This window comes from Paenibacillus sp. B2(2019), from assembly GCF_008370385.1.
Lineage (GTDB): Bacteria > Bacillota > Bacilli > Paenibacillales > Paenibacillaceae > Paenibacillus_AQ.
Window position 1 is genome coordinate 64,416 of record NZ_VTZR01000025.1, and the last position, 14,175, is coordinate 78,590.

The following is a 14,175-nucleotide window of genomic DNA, read 5'->3' on the forward strand; positions in this document are numbered from 1 at the left end:
GATTTTGCCTGCAAAAAGTAGAGTGTTTTTTTAAAATTACAGTATTCTTTAACCTTGTTTTCGCTGGATAATAGGGACACAAAAGTCGCATGCGGCAATGAGAAGGAGGAGCGGGAATGTTGAAAAAGGAGTGGCGACACTTCAAGCGTAACCGGGATTTGTTTGTCATGTCATTACCGGCGATCGTGTATAAAATGTTACTTAGTTATCTACCTATGCTTGGATTGGTCATTGCATTTAAGCAATATCGATACGATCTTGGAGTATTCGGAAGCGAGTGGGTGGGTTTAAAAAACTTTGAGTTTTTCTTCCGTTCCGATACAGCGTTCATTGTTACGAGGAACACAATTCTTTACAATCTTTCTTTTATTGTGCTCACAATGGTAATAGCGCTTACATTGGCAATCTTGTTGAATGAAGTCTCAAGAAAGTGGATCAAGTTGCATCAAACGGTATTATTTTTGCCTTACTTCCTATCATGGGTTGTGGTCGGATATGTAGTACTGGCATTCCTAGATCATAAAAGCGGATTTATAAACGTTACGTTAGGAATGTTCGGTGAAGAGGCGGTCAAATGGTATGAACAGGCGAAGTATTGGCCCGTAATCATCGTTATTACTCAACTTTGGAAAGCTGTAGGATTCTCAACACTGATTTACTATGCAGGGCTTCTAGGAATTGACTCCAGTTATTATGAAGCAGCCAAAATTGATGGTGCGAACAAATGGCAGATGATTCGAAAGATTACGATTCCATTACTGACACCATTGATCGTGATTTTGTTCATTGTAGATGTGGGGAAAATATTCCGAGCCGACTTTGGATTATTCTACTTTATTCCGAACGATTCAAGTTTCCTCTACGGCACAACAGATGTGATCGATACATACGTATACCGCTCACTTCGGGTTGTCGGGGATATTGGTATGTCTAGTGCAATAGGATTTTACCAGTCCGTCGTAGGATTTGTTCTGGTCTTATTAGCGAACTGGATTGTTAAAAAAATAAACGAAGATAACGCACTTTGGTAAGGAGGAGATGTATGATGCCGACTACACAAGTCGCAATCAATAAAAAAGCTGAAAATAGTTATTTCGTAAGTAAACAATCTAAATGGAGCTCCCGGATTATTAATCTTTTCTTCTGTTTGCTATCCATCCTGTTCATCATCCCATTGCTTCTGGTTATATCCATTTCATTTACGGATGAAAAGACACTATTGCAAAGCGGTTACCAATTGATTCCGGAAAAGTTCAGTCTTGCCGCGTATTCCTTGATTTTTGATACACCTGGCGTTTTGCTTAATGCTTATGGCATTACGATTCTAGTGACGGTGATCGGAACGGTTATAGGCTTGTTTCTTACAAGTTTGACCGCCTACACGATTTCAAGGAAAGATTATCGGTACCGTAAAATAATGACTTTTTTCGTATTCTTTACAACATTATTTAGCGGCGGACTCGTTCCGTTCTATATTATGGTCACTCAGTACTTGCATCTGAAAGACACAATAGGGGCATTGATTGTTCCTTACCTGCTCAGTCCATTTTACATTCTTGTGATGAAGGGCTTTATGGATAAAATACCCCTGGAGGTCATTGAATCTGCAAAGATGGACGGAGCAAGCGAATGGCGCATTTTCTTTACCATGGTGATTCCGCTTTCCCTGCCTGCTATGGTAACCATCGGACTATTTATTTCCTTTCAGTATTGGAACGACTGGTGGCTGGGATTACTGTTCATCGACAACCAAAATCTGATTCCTCTTCAATTGATGCTGTATCGTGTAATGAGTACCATTGAATATTTATCAAACAACTTATCATCCGTTAACGTAAATATCGACATGTCACAATTCCCGAGCTTGTCAACAAGAATGGCCATGGCGGTGCTTGCAGCGGGACCGATGATGCTTGTTTTCCCATTTTTTCAGAAATTTTTTATTAGCGGCTTAACAGTAGGCTCTGTCAAAGGCTGACATCAAAGGATGTTATCAAACTGTTTTCTGGTGAATGTGCGGATACAAGAATATCTTCACATCATCACGAACATTGATATAAGAATCAAATTAGGGGGAGATATGTAATGAATAAGCAATGGTTCAAAGTAATTGCAGGTGTGCTCAGTCTGGCAATAGTTTTGGTAGCATGCGGCAGTGCCAAGGAAGAGAAAAAGTCAGCTGGGGAAGGACAACAGAAAGAAGAACTTCCGATGGTGGAACTCGTTTGGAATTTTCCGCTGAGTGCCATTCCACAAGATCTAGATTCCGTACAGGAAGCCGTAAACAAAATCACCAAGGAAAAAATCAACGCAACCGTAAAACTGAAAGCGCATACCTTTGCTGACTACAATCAAAAAATGAATACGGTCGTCGCATCTGGTGAGAGTTACGACATTGCATGGACGGCGAATTGGAACTGGGATTATTTGCAAAATCAATCAAAAGGCGCATTCCTTGAACTCGATGATTTGCTGAATAGCTATGCGCCAGATTTATTGAAATCGATGCCTGAATTCGTGTGGGATGCAGCCAAAATTCAAGGTAAAATTTATGGCATTCCTAACTATCAGACGGTAACAAAAAGAGAAGGTTTCATCATTCAAAAGCGTTTCGCGGACAAATATAATCTAGATGTGAACTCTATCAAGAAGTTTGAAGACATCGAACCGTTCTTGAAGCAAATTAAAGAAAGCGAATCAGCGGATATTGTACCATTTCTGAATGACAAGTATGGAAGATTCAATATCATGCCCCAATCTCTCGGCTTGGAAGCGATTACGGCAAATAACATTATCGGCGTAGATCTGAAGAACCCCGAAACTCCGATTAATCTGTATGAGACCGAGCAGTACAAGCATTATTTGGATACGATGAGAGATTGGTATACGAAGGGCTACGTCAATGAAAATGCGGCTACTTTGAAGAACAAAAACGATATTATCCAAACAGGCAATGCTGCAGTACAGTTTCATAACGTTCTTAAACCGGGCGGAGAAATTGAAGCCAAAGCTGCTAATGGTGGAAATGATGTCATCTATGTTCCATTGACGGAGCCTTATGCATCCACAGGCACAGTCATTACTACCATGCAAGCCATCAACAAGAACTCCAAAAACGCTGAGCGTGCGATGATGTTTATTAATCTATTGAACACAGATAAAGAGCTTTATAATACCATCAGCTTTGGCGTGGAAGGAAAACACTACACCAAAGTGTCTGACAACGTGATTCAAGTAAACAAAGATGCGGGTTACGCACCAAATGCAGGATGGGTATTCGGTAATACATTCAACGGCTATTTGGTTGAAGGCATGGATCCTGCTGTCTTAGAGGAGACCAAAAAAGCGAACGAGTCCGCGACGAAGTCTCCATTAATGGGCTTTAAGTTTGACAGCACACCGGTTATGGCTGAAATCGCAAACCTGGCGACAGTAATCGATCAGTATCTACCTGCATTGGAAACCGGTACATGGGATCCAAACGAAAAGTTGAAAGAATTCCAAGATAAACTGAAGCAAGCTGGCACCGATAAGGTTATGGCTGAATTGGCGAAGCAGATTGAAGCGTGGAAGCAAACAAAGTAATCGTAAATTGATTGATATGTATGCGTACAGCGACGATCGTAGCATGAGTCGCTGTACGTATCTGTTCATATGGACAGCCACTTGTTTTTAGTTCATTAGGTCTTCAACAGAAGAGGTGAGAGGATTGATTAATCAATTAACATTAAAGCAGTTAAAGCTGGCCTTGGAAGAGACGTCCCATTCAACACATAAGCTGTATGAGGAAGCGGGCTCTTCTGAACATTGGCAGAGAATTCGCGAAGATCCGAAATATACAGCTTTTTGGGAGCAACTGAAGAAAGGTGGAGAAGAACGGATCAAAGAGCAGCCGCTTCCACCGCAATTCTCAGAGTTTATTTTATTCGGCACCACCGGTGACCGCTCTTTCTATCAGAATAAGCGGGATCATTTAATCGCAGGCATTCATACGTTCAGCTTGCTAGTCATGACAGACAAGCAAAATCCGGAATGGGTCGCGGGACTGGAAAATGCAATTTGGAGCATTTGCAATGAATTTACTTGGGTACTACCTGCGCATGTGGGACTTTACGTTAACCAATATCCGCATCGAATTTGGGACCAGCCGAACATGCCGCGTGAAACGGTGGATTTGGCATCGGCGCATATTGGGTTTACGCTTGCTGAAATCATCCATTTCATGGGGAGCCGATTGCATCCTTGGGTGGTGGAGCGGGTCAAGGCCGAAATCGAACGACGACTATTTCAAGTTTACTTTCATGACCCGGTTCCTCAGAACTGGGAACTTAAAACGAACAATTGGCCTGCCGTTTGCGCCTCTTCCATTGGAGCGGCGGCTATTTATATGGAACAGGACAGTGAAAAGCTAAGCGGCATGCTGTGGAGAGTGATTAATGTTCTACGCGGTTACCTGTCGGGCTTTGATGAACAAGGAGCTACTCCCGAAGGACCGGCGTACTGGCAGTACGGCTTTTCTCATTTTGTCTTTTTTTCGGAATTGTTAAAAGAACGAACCCAAGGACGGATTTCTCTTCTTGCAGATTCTAAAATCGAGCAGATTTCACTTTTTCCGCAATTTTGTATGCTGGGTGACGGCAAAGTGGTCAATTTCTCTGACTCACCTGAACAAGTGAAATGGAATCCGGGATTGATTCACCGATTGCAAAGCTACGCACCATCTCTTCAAATGCCAGAATCTTCGAGCTTGCAGCAGCCGACATCCAACAGCTGGATTGAGACCTCAAGACTTTTGCTGTGGTCGCCTGAAAAGACAGAGCCCCAGGAAGCGGAACGGCACAAATCGGGGTCGATAGAAGAGCAGATTTTCGAAGGAAATCAGTGGGCCATTTCAAAGGTCATCGATACGGAGGGACATTTGGTTGCTTTTGCAGCAAAGGGCGGCTATAACGAAGAACCTCATAATCATAATGATTTAGGACATTTCATCTTGCATGTTGATGGTCAAAGCGTGCTTGCGGATATGGGGCTGGGTATCTATACCAGACAGTATTTTCAGCCAGAATATCGCTACAATCAATTGAACGCCGGCTCGCACGGGCACTCAGTGCCTATTGTGGATGGATGCAGACAGGGCTTCGGAAAACGGTATTTCGCCGAATTGGTCGAACATTATCAGACGGATAAAGAGATGGCGTTTTCCCTTGATTTGACTCAAGCCTATGACTGTCCTTCCTTGCAAAGCCTTACACGACATTTTGTATGGAAACGCGCAGAGAATGAATCGCCTCAACTTCTGATCCGGGATCAGGTTTCATTTTTGGGAAAAACCAATTCCTTCCATGAGGTGTTTATCAGCATCACTGAACCGGTAAAAACCGCTCCAGGTCAAATCATGTTGAATGGCGTGATGTTCTTCTATGAAGAGAACGACTGGGGTGTGGAAATAGAGGGTGTAACGCTAGATTCCGATACGGAAAAGGGAAAGAAATTCTACCGGATGATCCTTCACTGCAATCACCTCGAAAGAATCATGGAGATGACATTTAGATTCGAAATTTACAAAGGGGCTCATCTTGCAGCTAATTTACAATAAAGGAGTCGGAGCAGCGTGGAATATGCCATATTGGGAAAAACAGGTTTTCGAGTATCCAAAATCGGTTTGGGCGGCGCACCGCTTGGCGGCGATTTCGGTGAGACAACGGATGAAACCGTTACTCATGTGATCGATAGTGCTTTGGATTTTGGTATTAACTTTATTGATACTGCCCCCTTGTACGGACGTGGGGAAAGTGAGCGGAGAATCGGGAAAGCCCTGAAAGGTAAACGCGGGGCTGTCATTCTTGCTTCCAAGGCGATCATGCGTGGGGATCCTTATTCGTATGAAAATACAATCAAGTCTGTTGAAGAGAGCTTACGCAGACTACAAACGGATTATATTGATTTAATCCAATTGCATGAATTGGAGCAGACGACTTATGAACAGGCCGTAAACGAAACCCTGCCTGCTTTCCGCAAGCTGAAAGAGCAAGGGAAAGTAAGAGCGATTGGTGTAAATGCAGGAGATATTGAGCTGTTGATGCCATTCCTGCGCGAAGATCTGGTCGATACCATCCAGACGTATGCAAAATATACATTAGTAGACTATACAGCAAAAGACGAGCTATTCCCCCTTGCAAAGGCGAAAAATATCGGCGTCATTCATGGCAGTCCGCTTGCGATGGGGATTTTAGCGGACCGTCCGGCGCCTTTTTTAAGGAATAATAAGGTGATGCTTGAAGAAGCCGAACGAAGAATGGCGCAGTTGGATTTTTTACGCAAAAGTGAACCGAATGGGCTTGTTGAGCCCGCACTTCGATTCAGTCTGACATGCCCGGACATCGCAATTACATTAGTCGGAACGACTTCGGTCCAGTCGCTGGATTTAAACACCGGCTATTGCGATGGAAGAGGATTATCCGATGAAGAGATGAAAAAAGTGATCGGATTATTCCCTGGACAGCGATTGTTTTAGAACAATATTGGATAGGAGGAGTCAGAATGAGACTCGCAGGAAAAATCGCGCTTATTACGGGTTCCGCTTCCGGCATCGGAAAAGGGAGCGCGCTACTTTTTGCTCAAGAAGGAGCCACGGTAATTGTCAATGATCTGGATATGGTGAAAGGTGAAGCGACCGTAAAGGAAATCACTCAAGCCGGGGGTAAAGCCGTCTTTATTCAAGCGGACGTCACCGATCCTGCTTCAGTCCAGGCGATGGTGACAGAGATCATCGAACAGTTCGGCCAGGTTGATGTTTTGTTCAATAATGCCGGAATCAGTGGGGTCGGTGCGTTACATGAGGTTGAGCCTGACGTATGGGACCGTGTGATGAATGTGAATATTCGCGGCGTTTACTTGCCAAGCAAATATGTACTTCCGCACATGATGGAGCGTAAATCAGGCTCGATTATAAATATGTCTTCGTGCGTCGCAGAAATAGGTTTAGCAAAGCGCGCTTCTTATTCGGCAACGAAAGGTGCTGTGCTGGCCTTGACGAAGTCCATGCAGGTGGATTATGCGCCATATCATATACGTGTTAACGCACTGCTACCGGGAACTATTCTGACCCCTTTTGTGGAGAATTACTTGAACAATAGTTACGAAGATCCTGATACCGCGATTGGATCGATTAAAAAACGTCAGCTTAGCGGCGAACTGGGAAGGCCGGAAGATGTGGCGTTTGCAGCGTTGTTCCTTGCTTCGGATGAATCGAAGTTTATGATGGGTTCTCCACTATATATCGACGGCGGCGTCGTATTCGGTAAAGATGCTTAACAATATATATTTGAGGGTGATCACTTGAAGTTATTAACTTTTATTCATAATGATCGATATAGACTTGGAGTGAAGACGGACGAGGGAGTTCTAGATATTCAAAGTGCCCTATCCTTGGTAGGGTCGGAAGAACCGATTCCAACAACGATTCATGAGTTACTTGATGGTGGAGATAAGGCTTTCGCTGCGCTTCGTGATTATATAGTTCAAGTACGGCAATCCGAAACTGCGACCCGATCCTGCATGCTGGAGGAGTCAGCGCTCAGGCTGGGCCCGTGTGTTACGCATCCGAATAAAATTATTTGTGTTGGCTTGAATTACAGAAAGCATGCGGAAGAAACGAATGCACCGATTCCGGAATACCCGATTCTCTTTAACAAATTCAACAATACGTTGGCTGGTGCTGATGAGGTGATTCCGCTCCCGAGAGTTTCAGAGAAAGTAGATTATGAGGCAGAACTGGTGATTGTCATCGGCAAAAAGGCCAAGGATGTTTCCAAGGAAAACGCGCTTTCACATGTGTTCGGGTATTGCAATGTGAACGATTTGTCGGCACGCGATTTGCAGCTTCGCACTCATCAGTGGTTGCTGGGCAAATCCTGCGATAAATTTTCGCCGCTCGGTCCGTATCTGGTCACAGCTGATGAAGTTGGTAACCCAAATGATTTGGAGATTAAGTGTCTTGTTAACGGCGAAGTGCGACAGCATTCCAATACATCCGATATGGTTTTTTACTGCGATGAAATCGTCAGTTATATTTCCCAGCATATGACTCTGGTTCCGGGAGATATCATTTTGACGGGAACCCCGGAAGGCGTTGTGCTTGGATATCCTCCTGAGAAGCAAGTGTACTTGAAAGCCGGCGACCAAGTGACCATTCAGATTGAAAAACTGGGGTCAATCACCAATACGATGGTAGCCGAATCGTAAAAAAATCAGGACAAACGGAAAGAGAAACAGGAGGTTTCACGATGGCCTTTACAGAGAACCCACAATCCATTCCTGTCATTGCCGCAAAGCGGAAAACGATACCGCCACAGTGGGCATTCATGCAACGTCAATTATTTGATCAATTGAACAAGGCGGCTGTGGAGTTTGTTGAACGCTATACGCAACCGGACGGTACGCTCATCTGGAGACAGGATTGGCCGGGTATGGACGGATCGGACGATCCCTATGAAGGATTTATGAATTTGGCTCTGCTATATATGCTTGGCGGTAGTTCTGAACTGCATGAGCTGTCCCGCAAAATTTGGGACGGCATCACATGGCAGTGGACGGAATATGGTCAAATTCATCGCGAATTCGACGCTTATTACGACTGGATGCATCACGGCGAAGGGTATTTGTACATCTATTTTCTGGGACTCGCCGGCCCTCCTACATTGAAGGATCGTCAGCGGGCAGCGCGATTTGCCGCCATGTATATGGGGGAGGACAAAGAAGCGCAAAACTATGATAAAGAACGAAAGCTGATTCGTTCACCCATTACGGGAAGCCGTGGTCCTCGATTTGAACTTACTGGCGAGGATTGGTGCACACACCGCGGTATTCTCGATGATTATTTGGCACCTTATGAGGATATTCCGGGCGTAGACTTTGCTAGCGGAACATGTGAATGGTCGAACGATGAGGTTTATGCCCGCGTTATCGAAATGATGAACGAGCGGATGACTCGCGGTGATGTACCATTGAATTTAAATGCCACGGGGCTTGTAACTCATGCATTCCTTCATTTCGGAGAAGAAAAGTATCGCGAGTGGGTTTTGGAATACCTGGGTGTCTGGGAAGAGCGAACGAAACAAAACGGTGGGATCATACCCGATAATGTAGGGCTGACCGGTAAAATCGGGGAGTACAATGACGGCAAATGGTGGGGCGGATACTATGGATGGCGCTGGCCGCATGGGTTCTTGACGATCATTGAACCGCTAACGAATGCATGTATGAACGCGGTGCTGCTGTCAGGGGATATGAGCAAGATGAACCTGGCCAGGGAGCAATTGGATGCAAACTGGGAGCTTCGTAAAGAACAGGACGGAAAATGGGTTGTACCAAATAAAAAATTTGACTCAGGCTGGTCGGATTTTCGCGGCGCGGATCCCAAATATGCGGTTTACCTATGGACGATGTCCATGGCGGATGAAGATCTGGAGCGCATTGAGCGGATTCCCAAGGATCATGATTGGAATGAGATTATTATTCCGAAATTATCCGGTACCGATAAAAAGACACGCAGAAACACCAAACATTATATCGGCAACACACAGCCGTGGTTTCAATTTATCTCGGGCAAACATCCGGACTATCCAATACAGATTTTAAAAGCCAACTTCGAGCTTGTTGAACAGCAATTGAGTAAACTGCGATCACAGGCCGGAGATCCTTACAACTGGTCCGATCAGTACAGTGAGAATGATTTCTCGAGCATTCATATCTGGCAAGAAATGTGTCCTGTGTATATGGAGAGTCTTGTCCAATTGACATTAGGCGGTCCGATGCATATTTCACACGGCGGGTTGCAGCATGCCCGGGTTCGATATTTCGACGTATGTGCCAAGAGACCCGGATTGCCGGAATCCGTTGCAGCGCTCGTAAAAGAGCTCTCTGTCAACTCCGTGACGGTGGAACTAGTAAATATCAGTTTGTTTGATCATTGCTCTGTTATCATTCAAGCCGGCACTTTTGGGGAGCACGTATTTAGAGAAGCTTCCATTATCAGTGATAAAGATGAGGTGATCGAAACGATTTCGGTCCACCAAAAATGGCTTACCGTAGATTTAGCACCCGGAACCAGTGTAACTCTTCGAATCAGCATGGATCGATACGTGAACTCCCCTTCTTATGATATGCCGTGGTTGGATTCAGAACAAAAAGACTTGCTTAAGGGCAGATCGCTATAGTCTAACAAGGAGTAGATGCACAGGATGAACGCTAATATCTCATATTTAAATAAACTTGGAATGGCTGATCCTATCGCAGGGCTGAAGAATGACTTTATATCTCGTCAGTCGCATGTGTCAGTTCAGACGACCACTATAAAAAAAGAGCATTATTTGGATTTTGCCGAAGGGCGGCTTCGCGCCTTTCTGCCTTATGTTACTGAGGAAGGTGCTGTTCTCGATCCTAAGGACGGAAAGGAACATGAATATGCAACGGCATCCTTTGTCAAGGCCGGTGCTGTACTTCTTCATTCAGGCCGGTGTCCGGAGTTGCAGGACACCATTCTGAAAGCGATGGACTGGGGCAGCTATTGTCTTGGCGAAAACCAGGTTCCAGACGATCATGCGGATTTCACATCCCATATGCTGGTTCTGGCATATGAACTGTTATCTGGCTTCGCAGATTCATCCCGTGTTGAACGTTGGCGATGCAATTTACAGCGGTTCGAGCCAGAGCTTACCTATTCGCAAACCGAGCGGAACTTCCCCGATATCCGGCAAATACGCAATTGGGCAACGTATGCAATGCATGGGGAGATGATGAGGTATCGCACCGGTCTAACCGATACAACCAGCTTTATTGACAAGTACTTACCGTATCAACTGACACGGTTCACGCCAGAGGGCTTATATCGGGATCCGAATCTGCCGGCCGCCTATGATCTGGCAGCCAGAGATCAGTTAAGCGGAGTGCTGGAAGCCGGATACCAAGGGGCATCCGCGGAACTGTTGAAGATTCTTCTACATCGCGGAGCCCAAACCATGCTGTTTACGCAATCCGTTACCGGAGCTACAAGCTGCGGAGGCCGCAGCAATCAGCTGCTCTGGAATGAGCTGTCCTTTACCCATATTTGTGAAAGAGAGGCGGCATATTACTTTCGACATGGAGATTTGTTGTGGGCGAGAACGTTTAAACGCGCCGCTCATCTAGCTTATCAATCGATTCTACGATGGGTAGACGATGCTGAAGAATTTCGCCTTTTTAAAAATCTCTTTCCTGTGGCAGAGCGGGTTGGTTATGAATTTTACGCCTATCATTCCACGTACAGCTTGTATGCCGCTCAGATTGCTGTTTCGTGTTATATGGATGCCGATGACTCTATTGAAGAAGTGGCTGCACCTTGCGATGTCGGAGGCTTTGTGCTGCATTTACCTTCATTCCATCGCATCTATGCAACTACCGGACCGAAGCGAGGGGGCTATCATATTAGCTTGGATACCGCTGCCCAGATGGGCCAGGACGCGACCGGATTTGTCCGTTTACATCGGTCAGGAATTCCAGAAGAGACGGCGCTGTCAACGGGAATAGCCGGCTTGGATGGGGAAATCCCGTGGATTTTTTATCGTCCCAAACAGACGATTCCCGCACCGTTGTTTCCGGCAGCCATTGGCCCTACATGGAGAGATGAGCATGGATCTTGGGATAGACTGGCCAATTACGGCCGCAGACAGCATGAAGTATTCCACGCCTTGGATGTGGAGGGGCAACCTTTAAACGCGGAAAGGCTGCATTGGATAAATGAACTCTCGTTGCCGGAAAGTCAGGAAGAGGATTTAAGCTTTTCTGTCTCATATATCGCAAGCCCGCAGCCAAAGGCCTATCCTTTAGATCCGAACACTCCCGGCGCAAATGTTAATGAAGTATATCAGCGTGCGATCAGTGACGTTCTCCCCAGACCGGGAAATGGCAGTGCGGAATGTATTGAGGAAATTTACCAGATCGGTAAGGAGGGAACAACGGTTACCTGGAAGCTGCATTCAGCTGAAGCGGCTGAGATAACTGCAGTTGGCGTTATCGTTCCGCTGCTGGTGACGAATGGGACGGAACAATCCACCGTCATCTCTGAAGGAAGCAAGGTTACGGTTAACTACGGTCACGCCAAATATACAGTGTGGGCGGATGAATCAGAGAATGGCGTGGAATTGGAACTGCTGCCCGGACGAATGCCGAATCGGAACGGTCATTATCAGCTGGCCCAATGGACGCGAAAAGATAAACAGGAAATCACCCTACACTTTTCACTAAGAATGGAACAATAAGGCCGTCAGGGCCGAAAGGAGATCGAGATGAAGAATATCGAGCCGCATCCTGATTCGGAAAGTCGACTTTGGCTTGAACAGACCTGGGGCAAAATTATTGGAAAAGTCGAGAACATGTGCGAATCGATCGGAGCGGATTTTCCATACGCTTCGTATCATGGCAAATATAATCGCGAACAAGCGGATTGGTGGACCAATGGTTTCTGGCCAGGACTGTTGTGGCTTGTATATCGTGAGACGAAAGATGAACGTTTGAAAGAAGCTGCAGCGCTTACCGAAGCGAGAATGGATTTGGTGCTAAATGATTTTTTTCCGCTTCATCACGATGTAGGCTTTATGTGGAGCTTGTCTTCCGTGGCGCAGTTCAAATTGCTTGGCCATGAAGATTCAAGACGACGGGCCATGACCGCGGCAAGTCATCTGGCGGGACGCTTCAATCCTGCTGGACAATTCATTCGGGCCTGGAATCAGCCGGAACGGGTCGGTTGGGCGATTATCGATTGCATGATGAATTTGCCCTTGCTGTACTGGGCCAGCGAGGAGACCAAGGATCCGCGTTTCCGTCATATCGCGAGGCTGCATGCGGATACCACGCTGCGTGAGTTCCTAAGGCCGGATGGTTCGACTCATCATATCGTCTGCTTTGATCCGGAGACGGGGGAACGTCAGGAAGCGCTTGGCGGACAAGGCTATGACCCGGATTCAGCCTGGTCCCGCGGCACGGCATGGGCGATTTACGGGATGGCTTTAAGCGCTCGATATACCGGTGATCGACGCTATATCGATGCCGCCAAGCGTTCGGCCCATTTTTTTCTCGCAAATCTGCCGGATGACGGTCTTCCGCCATGGGATTTCCGGGCGCCTTGGGAAGAAGGAATGGCCATGGATTCCACGGCATCCGCATGCGCGGCAAGCGGATTACTAGAGCTTAGTTTGCTGGTACCGTCAAGTGAATCCCGTATGTACTTTGATGCAGCTGAGAAGTTGATTCGTAAGCTTGATGAACAATATACAGCCTGGAATGATCCGCACGAAGAAGCGATTTTGCTGTTTGGTACAGCCAATAGTCCGCGAAAGACTCATGTGAATGTACCTATTATATATGGAGATTATTTTTTTGCGGAAGCTATTTGTAAGCTGCGGAGCATCAAAGATACGTTCTGGTAAGGGGAGTTACTTGTATGAAACGATTGCTATATTATTCCCAACTTCGTCGTGACTCGGAAAGCGAGTTCCGCCAAATGGTGAATACAGATATTGAGTCTCTTCGAAGGGATTGGTCAGCTCAGGGACTTTACGATGTTTCCATCTTTGTCTTACAGCAGTTTGTGTTTATTTATGCGGAAGCGGGCTCTTCATCAGAATACGCAGAGTGGCGCTGGCCAAGGTATTATGGCCGGATCTTGGAAACTTGGCCGTTAGTTCCGTTAAGTATGGGGCATCCTTCAGGATCCACGGATAGTCTCGAAGTACCTTTAATCGCTATTTTTCACGATGGGTTGCCGTCAGATCGTTCATCTTGGAGAGATCACCGTCACATTGATGAGCGTATCGGCTCGGTCGCTTGTTTACGTCCAGAGATGGCAGCAAGTTATATCTATTATCATTTTCAAAAACAGGAAGAAGCCGCGTCGAGCTTTAATCAAACCTATATGATCGGAATGTTCGGCACACTGATCTTTTCGTATCATGAGTTGCCCAGCCTGACGAGTGGACATAAACCTCAAGGACTTCTTCATACGCGGCAATCACCGATTCATTGGCATGACGCGATGCTGCCTCACTTTATTCCTTGGAAAGATGAGTCGGGCAATGATATTTTGTGGATGCAGATGGAGAGAATCCAGGGAAGTAGCCTGTAACCAAATTAGCGAGGAGT

At 46.0% G+C, this 14,175-nt stretch carries 11 protein-coding genes; all 11 read left to right on the top strand.

Translation table 11 applies throughout. The features are described from left to right. The first annotated feature begins 116 nt into the window (after nt 1–116). The 11 genes from PAENI_RS25350 to PAENI_RS25400 all read left to right on the top strand — a co-directional run bounded on the left by PAENI_RS25350 (nt 117) and on the right by PAENI_RS25400 (nt 14,158). Nucleotides 117–1,031: an ABC transporter permease gene (locus tag PAENI_RS25350; RefSeq protein ID WP_149647136.1), complete on the top strand. Its 915-nt coding sequence runs from the start codon at nt 117–119 to the stop codon at nt 1,029–1,031. A 14-nt stretch (nt 1,032–1,045) separates the two neighbouring features. Further along, a complete protein-coding gene (locus tag PAENI_RS25355; RefSeq protein ID WP_149647525.1) occupies nt 1,046–1,978 on the top strand; it encodes a carbohydrate ABC transporter permease in 933 nt (310 codons plus the stop codon). A gap of 107 nt (nt 1,979–2,085) precedes the next feature. Further along, the gene (locus PAENI_RS25360; protein ID WP_149647137.1) at nt 2,086–3,585 is read left to right on the top strand and encodes an ABC transporter substrate-binding protein; all 1,500 of its coding nucleotides are present in this window, start codon (nt 2,086–2,088) and stop codon (nt 3,583–3,585) included. Between the two features lie 124 nt (nt 3,586–3,709). Next, nucleotides 3,710–5,596 (top strand): heparinase II/III family protein, encoded by a 1,887-nt coding sequence (locus PAENI_RS25365; protein WP_149647138.1) that lies wholly within the window; start codon nt 3,710–3,712, stop codon nt 5,594–5,596. Nucleotides 5,597–5,611: 15 nt separating this feature from the next. Further along, the gene (locus PAENI_RS25370; protein WP_149647139.1) at nt 5,612–6,514 is read left to right on the top strand and encodes an aldo/keto reductase; all 903 of its coding nucleotides are present in this window, start codon (nt 5,612–5,614) and stop codon (nt 6,512–6,514) included. Between the two features lie 26 nt (nt 6,515–6,540). Next, nucleotides 6,541–7,314 (top strand): SDR family NAD(P)-dependent oxidoreductase, encoded by a 774-nt coding sequence (locus tag PAENI_RS25375; RefSeq protein WP_149647140.1) that lies wholly within the window; start codon nt 6,541–6,543, stop codon nt 7,312–7,314. A gap of 24 nt (nt 7,315–7,338) precedes the next feature. Continuing rightward, on the top strand, nt 7,339–8,244 hold the full coding sequence (locus tag PAENI_RS25380) for a fumarylacetoacetate hydrolase family protein (RefSeq protein ID WP_149647141.1): 906 nt from the start codon (nt 7,339–7,341) through the stop codon (nt 8,242–8,244). A gap of 41 nt (nt 8,245–8,285) precedes the next feature. After that, nucleotides 8,286–10,217 carry a DUF8034 domain-containing protein gene (locus PAENI_RS25385; protein WP_149647142.1) on the top strand — a complete coding sequence of 644 codons (1,932 nt, stop codon included), beginning with the start codon at nt 8,286–8,288 and terminating at the stop codon, nt 10,215–10,217. Nucleotides 10,218–10,241: 24 nt separating this feature from the next. After that, nucleotides 10,242–12,296, top strand: a complete 2,055-nt coding sequence (locus PAENI_RS25390) for a hypothetical protein (protein WP_149647143.1) — start codon at nt 10,242–10,244, stop codon at nt 12,294–12,296. A gap of 27 nt (nt 12,297–12,323) precedes the next feature. Further along, nucleotides 12,324–13,463, top strand: coding sequence for a glycoside hydrolase family 88 protein (locus PAENI_RS25395; protein WP_149647144.1), 1,140 nt, complete (start codon nt 12,324–12,326; stop codon nt 13,461–13,463). 14 nt (nt 13,464–13,477) lie between these two features. Next, nucleotides 13,478–14,158 (top strand): hypothetical protein, encoded by a 681-nt coding sequence (locus PAENI_RS25400; protein ID WP_149647145.1) that lies wholly within the window; start codon nt 13,478–13,480, stop codon nt 14,156–14,158. The last annotated feature ends 17 nt before the right edge of the window (nt 14,159–14,175 follow it).